This window comes from Vreelandella sp. 21 (genome assembly GCF_050995515.1).
Lineage (GTDB): Bacteria > Pseudomonadota > Gammaproteobacteria > Pseudomonadales > Halomonadaceae > Vreelandella > Vreelandella alkaliphila.
Genome location: NZ_CP194673.1, coordinates 1,333,037 through 1,350,346 on the forward strand (window position 1 = coordinate 1,333,037; position 17,310 = coordinate 1,350,346).

A 17,310-nucleotide genomic window follows, 5' to 3' on the forward strand; every position below is an offset into this window, starting at 1 on the left:
TTGGTTCCTGTATTAGCTCGCGGGATAGTAGACGGTTTCGCCATCCTCTTTGGTAAAGTGTGCAACGGGCTGCTCAAGCAGTTCCAATACTAGTTCGGATGGGCGACATAAGCGCGCGCCTTTTTGGCTAATGACGATAGGACGATTGATCAGAATCGGGTGCGCTATCATGGCGTCAATCAGCTGATCATCGTCTAGCGAAGAGTCATCCAATTTGAGCTCATCATAAGGGGTGCCCTTTTGGCGCAGCAGTTCTCGCGGTGATATCTTCATCATCGCGAGTAGCGCTACTAGGTGGTCTCGGCTGGGAGGTGTTTCCAAGTAGTGAATTACCTCGGGATCTTCGCCCGATGCCTTGATCATTGTCAGCGTATTGCGCGAAGTACCGCAGTTAGGGTTGTGGTAGATGGTGACTGACATGGTGAGTTATCTCTTGGTTAGGTGGAAAGATCGGTTGTAGGTGCATTGCGCTGAGCTGGCGATTTAGTAAACGCAGGTGATAGCGTTGTGGGGTCTTGCTCGGTTTTGTGCGACTTAGCCGCTTCTGCCCACCACGTTAATTGCCCTAGCGCGCGCCCAAAATAGTTTTCCCAGCGTTCTTGCTCCTGGGCAAACTCCCCGTCATCGTTCAGCGCTTCCTGCGCTTTAGGTATATGGATCATGGCGGACACTGGCAGGCAGCCAAGCTCAGATAGAAATGCGCGCATGCTAACGGCGGCACGCACGCCTCCCCATTGCCCCATGGAGTAAGTCACGATAGCGCTGGGTTTGAATGCAAACAGTGATGCACCGAAATGATTCAGCAAATGGCTCAGCGCCGGGCTCATGGAGTGGTTATATTCGGGGCTGACCATCACGTAGCCATCGGCTTGTTCAATCTTGCCTGCAAGAGCTTCAAGATCATCGGGAACCGCTGTTTTTGCGTAAGCAAAATGTGGCTTAAAAGGGCCGTTAAGGTCTAACGTTAGCGGGTCTATAACCTCTGCCGTTGTATCGGGTAGCGAGCTAAGTAGGCGTTTGCACGCCTGGGATACCCGCTCGCCTAAACGAGCAGGGGCGGGCGGCGTAGAGGTTCGAGTTGAACCGAGAAAAACTAAGTAATGTGCCATCCGAGTATCTCTTTGTTATGCGTTTTCAGGAAAATGCTGACGCGTTTTGTTGGCAATGCGTACCAGTGCGAGCATAAGCGGCACTTCAACTAAAACACCAACTACTGTGGCTAGCGCGGCGCCTGACTGTAAGCCAAACAGTGCAATGGCAGCCGCGACCGCCAGTTCAAAAAAGTTGCTGGCGCCGATCATTGCGCCAGGAGCAGCGATGTTGTGCGGCACACGCCACGCTTTGGCCCAGCCATACGCGATAAAGAAGATCAAAAACGTTTGGATAATCAGAGGAATAGCGATCAATACGATATGCAGCGGATTGTTCAGAATAACGTCGCCTTGGAAGGCGAATAGAAGCACTAGCGTAATGATTAACCCGATGGGCGTGATTGGGCCAACGCGCTTCATAAACACGCTGTCGTACCACTCGGTGCCGCGCTTGGCGATCAGTGTTTTACGGGTGAAATAGCCCGCTGTAAGTGGAATCACGATGTACAGCACCACCGACAAAATAACCGTGTCCCAGGGCACTTGGATATTTGAGATTCCTAGTAACAGCACCACAAGCGGCGCAAAGGCAAACAGCATAATCAAGTCATTCAAAGCTACTTGAACCAGCGTGTAAGCCGCATCACCTCGAGTCAGGTAGCTCCATACAAATACCATCGCGGTGCAGGGAGCTGCCCCCAATAATATGGCGCCCGCTAGATATTGACTGGCCAGTTCCTCAGCAATAAATGGCTGAAAAATCACCATGAAAAACAGCCAGGCCAAGGCGAACATTGTGAAGGGTTTAATCAGCCAATTGACAGTGGTGGTAATGGTTAGGCCCTTTGGCTGGCGGCGCACTCCTGCAATCGCACTGAAATCAATCTGCGCCATCATGGGAAAAATCATCGCCCAGATTAATACGGCAATCGGAATGGAGACCTGGGCATACTCAAACCGTGATAACACCTCTGGCACGGCAGGGGCGAACTGCCCAAGTGCAATCCCGGTAACAATGGCAATTGCTACCCATACGGAAAGGTAGCGTTCAAACAGCCCCATATCGGCACTGGTGGGTGATGAATTGCTCTGGGTTGTCATAAAACCACTCCCTGATCAAATGGCGCGTTGGTTGACGCGCTTGGAGACTTCTTCAGCGCTCTCTTTGCGTTCAGAATAGCGGTCGGTTAGTAGATCGCTGCGCTCACGAACCAGCAGTGTAAACTTCACCAGTTCTTCCATAACATCAACAATGCGGTCATAAAATGGAGAGGGCTTCATGCGACCGTTGTCATCAAACTCCATAAAAGCCTTAGGTACCGATGACTGGTTTGGAATCGTCACCATGCGCATCCAGCGCCCTAAAATACGCAATTGATTTACCGTGTTAAACGACTGGGAGCCACCGCACACCTGCATTACTGCAAGTGTTTTACCCTGGGTGGGGCGAACGCCGCCTAAGGCAAGAGGAATCCAGTCAATTTGTGCTTTCATAATGCCAGTCATTGCACCGTGGCGTTCAGGTGAGCACCACACCATGCCATCGGCCCACTGTGCCAGTGTACGCAGCTCATCCACTTTAGGGTGACTTGAATCTTCCGCATCCGGCAGGGGTAAGCCCCGCGGATCAAAAATCTTTGTACTTGCCCCCATTGCATTGAGTAGCCGAGCGGCTTCTTCAACGGCTAATCGACTGAATGAGCGTTCCCGCAGTGAACCGTAAAGCAGCAGGATTTTGGGGGCAGGCTGGTCACTCAAGGGAAGCCTCAATGTTTCATGATTGGGAGCTTTAAACAGACGGCTGTCCACGTTGGGTAAATCATCAAGCAATGCCATTGGCGGTGCTCCTTTTATGTCGAAGAAGTGGTTATTGATCGTTATGATATATGTTTTTTCGTATATTTGTACCGGTAACTAGCAGGCTGCAATAATGACGTCATCTTGAAGGCGTAAATTGCTTAAATTACACCCATCAAGAGGTCATTTATTTATGCCAAAGCGTCGCGTGCTGTTCCTTTGTAATGCCAATTCTGCACGGTCTTTGATGGGAGAAGCGCTGCTTCGCCAGATGGCAAGTGATCGTTTTGATGCTTTTAGCGCAGGTTCCGAGCCAGATGAACCCCATGCGCTAACGTTAGAGGCACTGCATAAACAGGGCCTTGATACGGAAGGATTGCGTAGTAAGTCACTGGATGAGTTTGAGGACGAGTACTTCGACTTTGTCATTGTACTTTGCGACAAGGCGCAACAGGTTTGCAGAGACTGGCAAGGGCGCGCCAGAGAAGTGCTTTTCTGGGATATTCGTGATCCGAGGCTAATTAGTAAACTAGATGCATACGAGCAAGCGCTATTAGAAATCCGTCGGCGTCTGCAGCTATGGCTGTCCCTGCATGCTCATGATCAGCCACGTGGTTGAAAGAATTTATGCGTATGGTGAATAGTTTAAGCGTTAAAGCAAGCTGGGCGCTGGTGTTAGTGACCTTCACCTGTCTCATATTGGCAATTGGTGGGTTGGGGTTATTTGCCAATCACTTTGGCCGTGAGGCGTTTACGTCGCTGCAGCAACGAGACATGAATCAGGTACGTGAGCTTAACGGGGCCTATACCCAGCTGCTGCGTGCTCGTATACAAATGAACCGAGCTGCTGAGCTAATTCGTACTCCCTCTTTTGAGCGTCCAGAACCTTTGTTAGAGGAAGCAGGGAGCTTGTTGAATACGGCTTCAGCCCGCTTTAACGCTTTCTACTCGAGTTTTGCTGAGGATGAGCGGCTTGAGCTTGTGGATCAGTTGGCGAATAATTTCCACTCACTAGTTAATAATAATTTAAGTTTGCAAATGATGATGCTGGAAGAGCGCGATGTTCGAGGCTTCCTATCTGGCGAGTCTCGCGTGGATGAGAGTAGTCAGCAGTTTGTGACTGCTGCGGAAGCCTTCTACGGTTATTCGGTCGCCCGTGGCGCTGGGCTGCTTGATCGCTTTCAAAAAGTATCGTCGCTACTATTTTGGGGGGTGCTTGGCGTTGTTGTTGTGGCAATGCTGGTCATAGCGTTAGTGGTATGGGGCGTGCGTAACAATGTTTTGCAGCCTTTGCGTGCAATAACGCAGCACTTTAAACGCATTGCCAAGGGCGATTTATCAACGCCAGTCGAAGCCCATGCCGCGAATGAAATTGGTCTGTTGTTTAGCGAATTGGCAAACATGCAGCATTCGCTGACGTCGACGGTGAACCATCTTAACAACAGCAGCCAACAGGTTTACACCGATAGCCAAGTCATGGCAGCTCAAAGCCAACAATTGGCGGGGCAAACTGACTCGCAAGTATCCGCACTCGTGCAAATGGCGGCAAGCCTCAAGCAGTTAACCGCAACCGTAAATCAGAATGCAGAAAGTGCGGCGCATGTGAGTCAAGCGACGACGGGTGTCGCTCATAAAGCGCAGCAAGGTGATCAAGTGATTGCCCAGTTCATAGCGACTATGCAGGCCATTAACAAGCACTCCGAAGAAATACAAAGCATTATTTCCATGATTGAAAGCATTGCCTTCCAAACGAATATTCTGGCTTTGAATGCTTCTGTTGAGGCAGCGCGTGCGGGTGAGCACGGGCGTGGCTTTGCTGTGGTGGCCAGCGAAGTACGAGCGTTAGCAACGCGCAGTGCTGATGCGGCACATGAAATTCGGTCGCGTATTGAAGCATCTCGCCAGAGTGTTGAGGAGGGGAGTGAGTTATCTCAGCAAGCGGGTGAGCATACGCGCGATATTATGCAGTCGGCCACTCAGGTAGAGCAGTTGATGGCAAGGATAGCCAGCGCGTCGGAAGAGCAGCGACGTGGTATTGAGGAAGTGAACAGGGCGGTCACGCAAATTGATATGACAACTCAAGATACGCTGAAGCTGGTCAATCACGCGGCACAAAGTGCTGAAGGACTAACTCAAGAAGCTCTGAAAATGCGTGAATATGCTGGTCAATTTCGCATGGTTGAGGATCAGCTTAGCAATAATCATGATGATATCAGTGAAGTTACAGAGGCGCCCAGGTCGTTGGACTGGCAGACATTGGCCACTTCAGAAAAGTATGGCGATAGGGAGGATAAACGCGCCTTGGCATGATCAGTATGGCAAGGCGCGGGAGGGTTGATTATATTAGTCGATTAGCTCAACGGCCACAGCGGTGGCTTCGCCACCACCAATGCACAGGCTGGCAATACCACGTTTGCCGCCTTTGGTGCGTAGGGCGTGAATAAGCGTCGCAATGACGCGTGAACCTGTTGAGCCAATTGGGTGCCCTTGGGCACAAGCGCCGCCAAACACGTTGACTTTCTCGTGGGGTAGCCCCAAGTCATCCATCGCCATTAACGTAACGACAGCGAACGCTTCGTTAATCTCAAACAGATCAACATCGTTAACACCCCAGCCAAGCTTTTTCATCAGCTTTTCAATGGCACCGACTGGCGCAATGGTGAATTCGCTTGGATGGCGAGAGTGGGTGGTATGGCCAAGCATTTTGGCTAGTGGCTTCACACCATGGCGCTGTGCGGCTTCATGGCTGGCCAAAATAAGTGCGGATGCACCGTCGGAAATTGAGCTAGCGTTGGCAGCCGTAATAGTACCGTCTTTGGCAAACGCCGGGCGCAACTGGCGAATTTTATCTAGCTTCGCTTGGAAGGGCTGTTCATCATGCTCGACCAGCGTTTCACCTTGGCGTGTGGTTACTGTTACCGGCGCCATTTCTGCCGCTAAGTGGCCGTTATTGGTAGCGTCCATAGCGCGCTCTAAGGATGCAATGGCAAAATCATCCAGGCGCTCGCGCGTGTAGCCACGCTCTGAGGCAACATCCTGAGCGAAAACCCCCATCAATTTGCCGGTTTCGGCATCTTCTAAGCCGTCAAGGAACATGTGGTCCTTTAGCTCGCCATGACCTAGACGATAACCGCCACGCGCTTTAGTGAGTACGTGTGGGGCATTAGACATCGATTCCATGCCGCCAGCGAGAAGCACTTCCCCCGTCCCGGCTTTGATCAAGTCGTGGGCTAGCATGGTGGCTTTCATGCCAGAACCACACAGTTTATTGATCGTAGTAGCACCATTGGCATCGGGAATGCCAGCCTGACGCATGGCCTGGCGGGCTGGCCCTTGTTTTACGCCGGCGGGTAGTACACAACCCATGATGCCTTCTTCAATAACGGATGCTTCGATACCCGCTCGCTCTATGGCAGCGCGGATTGCAACGGCCGCAAGTTCGGGAGCCGTCATGCTGGAAAGACTACCCATCATGCCGCCCATTGGCGTGCGGGTGGCAGATAAAAATACAACCTCGGTGGCATTACTCATTTGTGCGTCTCCTGTCGGATTTCTTGTGATTATCTTGCTGTAAGCTTAGTGATGCGTTGACCCGTTGGCGGGGCTGTGGTCTTCTCCTAAGTAACCAAGCAAGCGCTAGTGTAAATGACATGAATGTAATGAATGCTTCCCCTCGCCGCAAGGAATTGACACGTTTAGCGGCTCAGCTATTCGTCCAAGAAGGCTTTGATCGCACCACGGTGCGTATGCTGGCGCAAGAAATGGGTATCAAGTCTGGCAGCTTGTTCCATCACTTCAAAGATAAGCAGGAAATCTTAGCTGCGGTAATAGAAGAGGGTACCCAAAATGCTCTTAGTATTGCTAAAGCAGCGCTTCAAGAGTGCGACAATGATCCTGAGGCGCGTCTGCATGCTATGGCCCGAGCGCACTTAGAGACGCTTTTCGCTGATCGCAATGCCCATGTGGTCGCGTTATTTGAATGGCGACGGTTAGATCCAGATGCGAGTGCCCATTTAAGCCACCTGCGGGATGCTTACGAAGCACTATGGGTAGAGGTTATCGATGATGCGCTGGCAGCAGAGCTTATTCACGGTGACCGCTTTCTTGTATCGCGGTTTATATTGGGTGCGCTGAATTGGACAGTACGCTGGTACGACCCCAGTGGGCCGCGCACCCCCGATGATCTAGCCGATGAACTGGTCGCAATGATTATGGCCCGTTAACACCCCTCTCGACCAACGTCTAACCCGTTTACGACGCTGATTGCTTGCGCTCCCGCGCAAATGCTTTTAGCGTTAGTTTAATTGCAAGGTTTCCGTTAACGTAAACGGACAATAATAAAGTGTAAGATCGAAACCTGGCCTGTCTGTTTGCGTACAACTGCTCACGACTAACAACATAAGAGAGCCATCATGACAGCAACATCAGCGTCACTACCCACATATTCCACCTTCCTGGAAGGCTTTACGGTTGACACCATGATTGCCAGGCTGGATGACCATCAGGATGGTTGCCTTAATGCCTTTGAGGCATGCTGCGGTCGTCATGTGCGCCAGGGGCGAGGTGATGTGCTTGCGCTCGTGCAGGAAGATATCAATGGACAAACCCATACGCTGACGTATGCAGAACTAGACGAGCAGAGTGGCAAGCTTGCTGGCTGGTTTAAGGCCCAAGGGCTTGGTGAAGGGGACCGTATTGCCTGCATGCTGCCGCGCTCAACAGCGCTGTTAGTGGCGGTTCTTGCCACTTGGCGAATTGGTGCGGTTTATCAGCCGTTATTTACCGCGTTCGGTCCTGATGCGGTGGATTATCGCCTGGGGCGCGCTGACACCAAGCTGGTTATTACCGATCATGCTAATCGCTTTAAGTTTGATGGGCTAAGCCAGTGCCCGCCTGTTTTGGCAGTAGGCGGGGCCACTAGCGAGCATCCTAATGATCATGATTGGCAGGCTGCGTTGACGCATACGTCAATGAGCGAAAAGCCACCTCGTCTTGCCCCTGAAAAACCTTTTCTTCAGATGTTTACTTCAGGCACGGTAGGTAAGCCAAAGGGAGTGGCTGTGCCGCTTTCCGGTATGACAGCGTTTGCTCTCTATATGGAGCTGGCAGTCGATCTTCGTGACGATGATCGCTTTTGGAATATGGCTGACCCTGGTTGGGCATACGGGCTTTATTACGCGATTGCTGGGCCGCTGCTGCTCGGTGTTACCACGCACTTCTGCGAGGCGGGTTTCAGTGCAGAAGGTGCCTTGGCGTTCATGAAGCGTCACCATATTACTAACTTCGCCGCGGCGCCCACGGCATACCGCTTAATGAAAGCGTCAGGACTGTTCGATGACGCCCACCAAACCTTAGAGCTTCGCGCGGCGAGTTCGGCAGGCGAGCCACTGAATACAGAAGTAGTGACCTGGGTGGAGAAGTCGTTAGGTTGTCCGGTCATGGATCACTATGGTCAAACAGAAACCGGCATGACCTGTAATAACCATCACTCCCTTGATCACCCCAAACACGTTGGAGCGATGGGTGTGCCAATGCCGGGCTACCGCTTGGCTATCTTGGATGCCGAGTATAACGAGCTGCCGCCCGGTGAGCCGGGTGTGCTTGCAGTTGATATCAAAAACTCACCCGCCCACTTTTTCCAAGGGTATACCTGGCAAGAAAAAGATCCCTTTGTGAACGGTTACTACCTGACTGGTGATGTAGTTATCCGCAATGAAGACGGCTCGTTTCAATTTGCCGGACGTGATGACGACATTATTACCACTGCAGGCTACCGAGTTGGCCCTACGGATGTTGAAAACAGTGTCATGACCCACCCTGCGGTTGCCGAATCTGCAGCGGTTGGCCAGCCAGACGAGATTCGTGGCGAGGTCATTAAATCTTATATCGTACTGCGTGATGGGTATGAGGCTAGTGAGGCGCTTGCTGATGAGATCCGCCAGCAAGTGCGTGAGCGTCTTTCTACTCATGCGTTCCCCAGGGTTATCGAATTCGTCGATGAGCTGCCCAAAACGCCTAGCGGCAAGATTCAGCGCTTCAAACTTCGTGCCCAAGCGACTGAGCAAGCACGCAACGACAAATAATCAAAGGAAAGTTGAAATGCAGGTGAAGGATTGTACGTTTTTAATTACTGGTGCTGCTTCAGGGCTAGGTGCGGCAACAGCAGAGCGCCTAATAGCTGCCGGTGGGAGCGTTGTATTGTGTGACATGAATAATAGCGTGTCGGACCATGCTAAACGCTTAGGTGGTCGTACAGTGGCCTGCATAGCTGATATCACCTCTGCCGAGCAAATGCAGCAGGCGATTGACGAAGCGATTGCACTGGGAGGTGGCAGCGGCCTTTCGGGTGTTATTCACTGTGCCGGCGTAGTAAGCGTGGCCAAACTGGTTGACCGTAATGGCAATCCCGCAGACCTGGAAAGCTATGCAAAAACGATCAACATTAATTTAGTGGGTACGTTTAATGTGATGCGTTTGGCGGCAGCCGCCATGGCCAAAAATACGCCCAATGAGAGCGGTGAGCGGGGCGTAATTATTAATACGGCTTCTATCGCGGCATTCGATGGGCAGGTGGGGCAGTGTGCTTACAGTGCTTCGAAAGCCGGTGTTGTGGGAATGAGTTTGCCGGCTGCTAGAGAGCTATCGCGTCATGCTATTCGCGTTATGGCGATTGCGCCTGGCGTTTTTGAAACGCCCATGATGAGTGAGATTCCTGACGAGGCGGCTCAAGCCTTAGCCGCTGCGGTGCCTTTCCCCAAGCGGTTGGGTAAGCCAGATGAATTTGCTCAGTTGGCCGAGCAGATTATCACTAACCCAATGTTGAATGGTGAAGTGATTCGGCTGGATGGAGGCATTCGAATGCAGTAAATAGGCTGGAAAATTAGTAGCGGCTGATAACCTGCCAGCACTTTTGCTGGCAGGTTTTTTTGTTTATAGATCAATTTTTTACCGGTTGGTCGACCAAAGTTGTAGCGGTTTTGAGTGTTATATTCAAACGACCGCTTGACTATGATGCGGCTGCGCGCTAGTTTTCAAACATGTGTTTGAAAGCGGCTTTTTTTGAAATCCAGGCCGTACTAAAAATGTAAGCCGCTTTCAGCCCCCAGTTCAGGAGAAGTGACATGCCCAGCTATCAAGCCCCCTTACGTGATATGCGTTTCGTTATGGACGAAATGTTTGACTACCCCAGCCACTATGCAGCGCTACCCTGTGGTGATGAAGCGTCTCCAGACGTCGTGAATGCGATTCTTGAAGAGGGCGCGCGCTTTGCCCGTGATGTGCTACTTCCGCTCAATCAAAGTGGCGATGAAGAGGGGTGCTTGTTAGAAGGTGGCGAAGTTAAAGCGCCGCAAGGTTTTAAAGAAGCGTATCAGCAATATGTTGAAGGTGGCTGGCCAAGCCTAGCAGCAGATCCTGAACAGGGCGGCCAAGGTCTTCCGCCATCATTGGCGATGATGCTGTCTGAAATGATCTGCGCAACTAACTTGGCGTGGGGTATGTATCCAGGGCTTTCCCATGGTGCGGCCGATGCGCTTCGGCACCATGGCACTGATGAACAAAAGGAAACCTACCTTACTAAACTGGTCGAGGGTGTTTGGACAGGCACAATGTGTCTCACCGAGCCGCACTGTGGTACTGACCTCGGGCTAATTAAGACGCGTGCGGTGCCTAATGAAAGTGGTGCCTACGCCATTACGGGTACTAAGATCTTTATTTCTGCTGGCGACCATAATCTGGCAGAAAACATCGTACACCTCGTATTAGCCAAATTGCCTGGCGCTCCAGAGGGCTCGAAGGGTATTTCTCTATTTGTTGTGCCTAAGTTTATGCCAGATGCTCAAGGCAATCCCGGCGATCGTAATGGCGTTTCCTGTGGCTCGCTCGAGCACAAAATGGGCATCCACGGTAATGCGACTTGTGTGATGAACTTTGATGGTGCGACGGGCTATTTAGTTGGAGCGCCTAACAAAGGCTTGGCGTGCATGTTCACTATGATGAATGCCGCACGTCTTGGGGTGGGCATTCAAGGTTTAGGCTTAATTGAAGCCAGTTTCCAAAACTCGCTTAGTTACGCTCGTGACCGGTTACAAATGCGTGCCCTTTCTGGTGCTCAAGCGCCTGAGAAAGTAGCAGACCCGATTATTGTTCATCCGGATGTGCGCCGTATGCTACTAACCCAGAAGGCGTTCGCCGAGGGTGGTCGCATGCTGGTGCTATACACCGCTCAAATGCTAGATATCGTTGAACACGGTAAGCCTGGCGAAGAGAAAGAGCGGGCTGAAACTCTACTTGGTCTATTAACGCCTATCGTGAAAGCGTTTCTCACTGAAGTTGGTTTTGAGTGCACCAATGAAGGCGTGCAGATTTTTGGTGGGCACGGCTTCATTAAAGAGTGGGGGATGGAACAGCTGGTGCGTGATGCGCGTATTACCCGTCTCTATGAAGGTACTACCGGCATTCAGGCGTTAGACCTGCTTGGCCGAAAGGTGTTGATGAGCCAGGGTGAATCGCTAAAAGTATTCACCAAAGAGATCCATAAGTTCTGTAAGACGGAAGCTGATAACCCAGCTCTAAAAGAGTTTGTTGAGCCGCTAGCGAAGCTAAATGCTGAGTGGGGCGAGCTAACGATGGGCGTGGGTATGAAAGCCATGCAAGACCGTGAAGAAGTGGGGGCGGCTAGCGTCGACTACCTCATGTACTCCGGCTATGTCACCTTGGCGTACCTTTTTGCCCGCGCAGCTAAGCAGTCGTTGGTGGAATTAGAAGGTGACGATAAGGCGTTTTATGCGGCCAAGTTGAATACTGCTCGTTTCTATTACCAGCGCCTGCTGCCGCGTACTAAAGCACATGCTCAGATGATTCAAGCGGGTGCGGGAAGCCTTATGGCGATGTCGAGCGAAGATTTTGGCTTGGGCTTTGAGATTTAAGCATTAGGTTTAACTGAGCACTCTCTGGTCAGGGGACTGATCGGTGGTTTGCGGCAGGCTTGTTCTTAGAACAACACCTGCCGCTTTTTTATTTCAATTTATTTTTCAATAGCCCTTGCCAAATCGGCAGCGAATCCGTAAAGTACGCATCCGCTGCCGGGGACGCACAGCGTTACCAGCGGTGAATGAAGGTGAAAACCTTCGGTTTGTCAGAGAGTTAGAAGAACTCAGCAGCAATACACTGCGATGCCTTCCAACGCTTTTTGAAACGAGCCACGCCAGAAAGCATCGTTATCTCGCTTTCTTCGTTCACTCGCTTCACTCACTCAAAACAGTGATTGACAAACACCAGGAAATGCGTAGAATACGCCTTCCTCGCTGAGGTAAGCCAGTTCATCGGCTAGCCAGTTACTTCTCCGGAAGTTCAGCAGCGAAAACAGCTCTTTAACAATTTGATCAGGTAATTCATGTGGGCGTTTGCCGATGAGGGTGATAAATCACCAAATATCAAGGCAAGCGGTCATGACAATGTAAATTGAAATGAATTCGTTTGAACCTTGAGCCAAGTTTGATGCGCTTTTGTTGTTCGTAAACATTACGTTTTCGGGTGACGAGTAAGCATCACAATGATTTTAAACTGAAGAGTTTGATCATGGCTCAGATTGAACGCTGGCGGCAGGCCTAACACATGCAAGTCGAGCGGTAACAGGGGTAGCTTGCTACCCGCTGACGAGCGGCGGACGGGTGAGTAATGCATAGGAATCTGCCCGATAGTGGGGGATAACCTGGGGAAACCCAGGCTAATACCGCATACGTCCTACGGGAGAAAGGGGGCTCCGGCTCCCGCTATTGGATGAGCCTATGTCGGATTAGCTAGTTGGTGAGGTAATGGCTCACCAAGGCAACGATCCGTAGCTGGTCTGAGAGGATGATCAGCCACATCGGGACTGAGACACGGCCCGAACTCCTACGGGAGGCAGCAGTGGGGAATATTGGACAATGGGCGAAAGCCTGATCCAGCCATGCCGCGTGTGTGAAGAAGGCCTTCGGGTTGTAAAGCACTTTCAGCGAGGAAGAACGCCTAGTGGTTAATACCCATTAGGAAAGACATCACTCGCAGAAGAAGCACCGGCTAACTCCGTGCCAGCAGCCGCGGTAATACGGAGGGTGCAAGCGTTAATCGGAATTACTGGGCGTAAAGCGCGCGTAGGTGGCTTGATAAGCCGGTTGTGAAAGCCCCGGGCTCAACCTGGGAACGGCATCCGGAACTGTCAAGCTAGAGTGCAGGAGAGGAAGGTAGAATTCCCGGTGTAGCGGTGAAATGCGTAGAGATCGGGAGGAATACCAGTGGCGAAGGCGGCCTTCTGGACTGACACTGACACTGAGGTGCGAAAGCGTGGGTAGCAAACAGGATTAGATACCCTGGTAGTCCACGCCGTAAACGATGTCGACCAGCCGTTGGGTGCCTAGCGCACTTTGTGGCGAAGTTAACGCGATAAGTCGACCGCCTGGGGAGTACGGCCGCAAGGTTAAAACTCAAATGAATTGACGGGGGCCCGCACAAGCGGTGGAGCATGTGGTTTAATTCGATGCAACGCGAAGAACCTTACCTACTCTTGACATCCTGCGAACTTGTGAGAGATCACTTGGTGCCTTCGGGAACGCAGAGACAGGTGCTGCATGGCTGTCGTCAGCTCGTGTTGTGAAATGTTGGGTTAAGTCCCGTAACGAGCGCAACCCTTGTCCTTATTTGCCAGCGGGTAATGCCGGGAACTCTAAGGAGACTGCCGGTGACAAACCGGAGGAAGGTGGGGACGACGTCAAGTCATCATGGCCCTTACGAGTAGGGCTACACACGTGCTACAATGGCCGGTACAAAGGGTTGCGAGCTCGCGAGAGTCAGCTAATCCCGAAAAGCCGGTCTCAGTCCGGATCGGAGTCTGCAACTCGACTCCGTGAAGTCGGAATCGCTAGTAATCGTGAATCAGAATGTCACGGTGAATACGTTCCCGGGCCTTGTACACACCGCCCGTCACACCATGGGAGTGGACTGCACCAGAAGTGGTTAGCTTAACCTTCGGGAAAGCGATCACCACGGTGTGGTTCATGACTGGGGTGAAGTCGTAACAAGGTAGCCGTAGGGGAACCTGCGGCTGGATCACCTCCTTAAACGATGCATCATCCTCGCGGTAAGCGCTCACAATGAATTACCTGATCAGAATGCTGTTGATACGCAGTGATAAGCGTTTTCTTCATATTGAAAGAAGAGAAAAGAGCTTTTTTAAGCTCTTCTTTAAAGACCTTTCTTTTTCTTTTAACGTGAAAAAAGCACTCGCTTATCACTGCGCATAGCAGTCGCTCTTTAACAATGTATATCATGCTGACATAAACGTTTTTAAAACGTTTATACGTAATTGTTTTGTGATACGTCTCAAGCGTATCCGGCAATCGTTATCATTGCGAGACACCAGACTCCTTCGGGTTATAGGGTCAAGCAATGAAGCGCACACGGTGGATGCCTAGGCAGCCAGAGGCGATGAAAGACGTGGAAGCCTGCGATAAGGCTCGGCGAGGTGGCAAACAACCTGTGACCCGGGCATCTCTGAATGGGGAAACCCACTCATCATAAGATGAGTATCTTGCGCTGAATATATAGGCGTAAGAGGCGAACCAGGGGAACTGAAACATCTAAGTACCCTGAGGAAAAGAAATCAACCGAGATTCCCCTAGTAGCGGCGAGCGAACGGGGACCAGCCCTTAAGCATGTGACTGATTAGGCGAATGCGCTGGGAAGCGCGGCCATAGTGGGTGATAGCCCCGTAGTCGAAAATCTGATCATGTGAAATCGAGTAGGTCGGGGCACGAGAAACCTTGACTGAAGACGGGGGGACCATCCTCCAAGGCTAAATACTCCTGGCTGACCGATAGTGAACCAGTACCGTGAGGGAAAGGCGAAAAGAACCCCGGAGAGGGGAGTGAAATAGATCCTGAAACCGTGTGCGTACAAGCAGTAGGAGCAGACTTGTTCTGTGACTGCGTACCTTTTGTATAATGGGTCAGCGACTTATATTCAGTGGCGAGGTTAACCGTTTAGGGGAGCCGTAGGGAAACCGAGTCTTAACTGGGCGACACAGTCGCTGGATATAGACCCGAAACCGAGCGATCTATCCATGAGCAGGGTGAAGGTTGAGTAACATCAACTGGAGGCCCGAACCAGGATCTGTTGAAAAAGATTTGGATGACTTGTGGATCGGAGTGAAAGGCTAATCAAGCTCGGAGATAGCTGGTTCTCCTCGAAAGCTATTTAGGTAGCGCCTCACGTATCACCGCCGGGGGTAGAGCACTGTTTCGGCTAGGGGGTCATCCCGACTTACCAACCCGAGGCAAACTCCGAATACCGGTGAGTGCAAGCGTGGGAGACACACGGCGGGTGCTAACGTCCGTCGTGAAAAGGGAAACAACCCAGACCGTCAGCTAAGGTCCCGAAATCCTGGTTAAGTGGGAAACGATGTGGGAAGGCTCAGACAGCTAGGAGGTTGGCTTAGAAGCAGCCATCCTTTAAAGAAAGCGTAATAGCTCACTAGTCGAGTCGGCCTGCGCGGAAGATGTAACGGGGCTAAACCAGGTACCGAAGCTACGGGTTCATCCTTTAGGATGAGCGGTAGAGGAGCGTCGTGTAAGCCGATGAAGGTGAATTGAGAAGTTCGCTGGAGGTATCACGAGTGCGAATGCTGACATGAGTAACGATAAAGGGAGTGAAAAACTCCCTCGCCGGAAGACCAAGGGTTTCTGTTCGACGCTAATCGGAGCAGAGTGAGTCGGCCCCTAAGGCGAGGCCGAAAGGCGTAGTCGATGGGAAACAGGTCAATATTCCTGTACCGGACATGATTGCGATGGGGGGACGGAGAAGGCTAGGTGAGCCAGGCGTTGGTTGTCCTGGTGAAAGTGAGTAGGCTGGTATCTTAGGTAAATCCGGGATGCCTTAAGGCCGAGACACGAAACGAACTGACTACGGTCAGGAAGTCATTGATGCCACGCTTCCAGGAAAAGCCTCTAAGCTTCAGATCATGTGCGACCGTACCCCAAACCGACACAGGTGGTCAGGGTGAGAATCCCAAGGCGCTTGAGAGAACTCGGGTGAAGGAACTAGGCAAAATGGTGCCGTAACTTCGGGAGAAGGCACGCCGGCGTAGGGTGACGAGACTTGCTCTCTAAGCCCGAACCGGTCGAAGATACCAGGTGGCTGCAACTGTTTAGTAAAAACACAGCACTCTGCTAACGCGCAAGCGGACGTATAGGGTGTGACGCCTGCCCGGTGCCGGAAGGTTAAATGATGGTGTTAGGATTCGTCCGAAGCTCTTGATTGAAGCCCCGGTAAACGGCGGCCGTAACTATAACGGTCCTAAGGTAGCGAAATTCCTTGTCGGGTAAGTTCCGACCTGCACGAATGGCGTAATGATGGCCACGCTGTCTCCACCCGAGACTCAGTGAAATTGAAATCGCCGTGAAGATGCGGTGTACCCGCGGCTAGACGGAAAGACCCCGTGAACCTTTACTATAGCTTCACACTGGACGCTGATGTTGCCTGTGTAGGATAGCTGGGAGGCTTTGAATCTCGGACGCCAGTTCGAGGGGAGCCAACCTTGAAATACCAGCCTGGCATCATTGGCGTTCTCACTCAGGTCCGTTATCCGGATCGAGGACAGTGTGTGGTGGGTAGTTTGACTGGGGCGGTCTCCTCCCAAAGAGTAACGGAGGAGCACGAAGGTACCCTCAGCACGGTCGGACATCGTGCAGTGAGTGCAAGAGCATAAGGGTGCTTGACTGCGAGACAGACACGTCGAGCAGGTGCGAAAGCAGGTTCTAGTGATCCGGTGGTTCTGTATGGAAGGGCCATCGCTCAACGGATAAAAGGTACTCCGGGGATAACAGGCTGATACCGCCCAAGAGTTCACATCGACGGCGGTGTTTGGCACCTCGATGTCGGCTCATCACATCCTGGGGCTGAAGTCGGTCCCAAGGGTATGGCTGTTCGCCATTTAAAGTGGTACGCGAGCTGGGTTTAGAACGTCGTGAGACAGTTCGGTCCCTATCTGCCGTGGGCGTTGGATGTTTGAGAAGGGCTGCTCCTAGTACGAGAGGACCGGAGTGGACGCACCTCTGGTGTTCCGGTTGTCACGCCAGTGGCATTGCCGGGTAGCTATGTGCGGACGGGATAACCGCTGAAAGCATCTAAGCGGGAAGCCCCCTTCAAGATGAGACATCCCTGAGGCCTAGAGCCTCCTGAAGGGCCCAGCGAGACCAGCTGGTTGATAGGCACGGTGTGGAAGCGCTGCAAGGCGTTGAGCTAACGTGTACTAATGGCCCGTGAGGCTTGACCCTATAACACCCAAGGGGTCTGGTCGTAGTGATAATGAAAACCGGATACGCGCTTCCTGTCAGTAACAGGAGACGAGAGACGACACAAAACATCAGTGACATGTTCAGCATGATAT

Annotated in this window: 11 protein-coding genes and 2 rRNA genes; 8 read left to right on the forward strand and 5 right to left on the reverse strand. The window is 51.9% G+C overall.

Annotation, left to right across the window (positions count from 1 at the left end; genetic code table 11):
• Positions 1–12 precede the first annotated feature (12 nt).
• The 4 genes from arsC to arsH are packed head-to-tail and all read right to left on the reverse strand — an operon-like array spanning position 13 to position 2,927.
• Positions 13–420, reverse strand: a complete 408-nt coding sequence (arsC, locus tag ACN06F_RS06190; protein ID WP_433924844.1) for an arsenate reductase (glutaredoxin) — start codon at positions 418–420, stop codon at positions 13–15.
• Between the two features lie 17 nt (positions 421–437).
• Positions 438–1,109 (reverse strand): NADPH-dependent FMN reductase, encoded by a 672-nt coding sequence (locus tag ACN06F_RS06195; protein WP_038482967.1) that lies wholly within the window; start codon positions 1,107–1,109, stop codon positions 438–440.
• Positions 1,110–1,124: 15 nt separating this feature from the next.
• Positions 1,125–2,192, reverse strand: coding sequence for an ACR3 family arsenite efflux transporter (arsB, locus tag ACN06F_RS06200; RefSeq protein WP_433924845.1), 1,068 nt, complete (start codon positions 2,190–2,192; stop codon positions 1,125–1,127).
• Positions 2,193–2,207: 15 nt separating this feature from the next.
• Positions 2,208–2,927: an arsenical resistance protein ArsH gene (gene arsH, locus ACN06F_RS06205; RefSeq protein ID WP_433924846.1), complete on the reverse strand. Its 720-nt coding sequence runs from the start codon at positions 2,925–2,927 to the stop codon at positions 2,208–2,210.
• Between the two features lie 154 nt (positions 2,928–3,081).
• Between arsH and ACN06F_RS06210 the strand changes: the two genes are divergently transcribed.
• Together ACN06F_RS06210 and ACN06F_RS06215 are read left to right on the forward strand one after the other, a co-directional pair.
• Positions 3,082–3,507: an arsenate reductase ArsC gene (locus ACN06F_RS06210; protein WP_038482976.1), complete on the forward strand. Its 426-nt coding sequence runs from the start codon at positions 3,082–3,084 to the stop codon at positions 3,505–3,507.
• 14 nt (positions 3,508–3,521) lie between these two features.
• Positions 3,522–5,198 carry a methyl-accepting chemotaxis protein gene (locus ACN06F_RS06215; protein ID WP_231658637.1) on the forward strand — a complete coding sequence of 559 codons (1,677 nt, stop codon included), beginning with the start codon at positions 3,522–3,524 and terminating at the stop codon, positions 5,196–5,198.
• Between the two features lie 33 nt (positions 5,199–5,231).
• Here the strand turns inward: ACN06F_RS06215 and ACN06F_RS06220 are convergent, their stop codons facing one another.
• Positions 5,232–6,419, reverse strand: a complete 1,188-nt coding sequence (locus tag ACN06F_RS06220) for an acetyl-CoA C-acyltransferase (protein WP_231658638.1) — start codon at positions 6,417–6,419, stop codon at positions 5,232–5,234.
• 128 nt (positions 6,420–6,547) lie between these two features.
• On the opposite strand from ACN06F_RS06220, the gene ACN06F_RS06225 reads away from it, so the two are divergent.
• The 6 genes from ACN06F_RS06225 to ACN06F_RS06250 all read left to right on the forward strand — a co-directional run bounded on the left by ACN06F_RS06225 (position 6,548) and on the right by ACN06F_RS06250 (position 17,197).
• Entirely contained in the window at positions 6,548–7,111 is a 564-nt protein-coding gene (locus tag ACN06F_RS06225; RefSeq protein WP_089037912.1) for a TetR/AcrR family transcriptional regulator, read from the forward strand.
• A gap of 189 nt (positions 7,112–7,300) precedes the next feature.
• The gene (locus tag ACN06F_RS06230; RefSeq protein ID WP_095602238.1) at positions 7,301–8,971 is read left to right on the forward strand and encodes an AMP-binding protein; all 1,671 of its coding nucleotides are present in this window, start codon (positions 7,301–7,303) and stop codon (positions 8,969–8,971) included.
• A gap of 16 nt (positions 8,972–8,987) precedes the next feature.
• Entirely contained in the window at positions 8,988–9,755 is a 768-nt protein-coding gene (locus ACN06F_RS06235; RefSeq protein WP_433924847.1) for an SDR family NAD(P)-dependent oxidoreductase, read from the forward strand.
• Between the two features lie 254 nt (positions 9,756–10,009).
• A complete protein-coding gene (locus tag ACN06F_RS06240; RefSeq protein ID WP_120387201.1) occupies positions 10,010–11,815 on the forward strand; it encodes an acyl-CoA dehydrogenase C-terminal domain-containing protein in 1,806 nt (601 codons plus the stop codon).
• A gap of 634 nt (positions 11,816–12,449) precedes the next feature.
• Positions 12,450–13,984, forward strand: a 16S ribosomal RNA gene (locus tag ACN06F_RS06245).
• Between the two features lie 319 nt (positions 13,985–14,303).
• A 23S ribosomal RNA gene (locus tag ACN06F_RS06250) occupies positions 14,304–17,197 on the forward strand.
• Together the 16S and 23S rRNA genes form the textbook arrangement of a ribosomal RNA operon.
• Positions 17,198–17,310 lie beyond the last annotated feature (113 nt).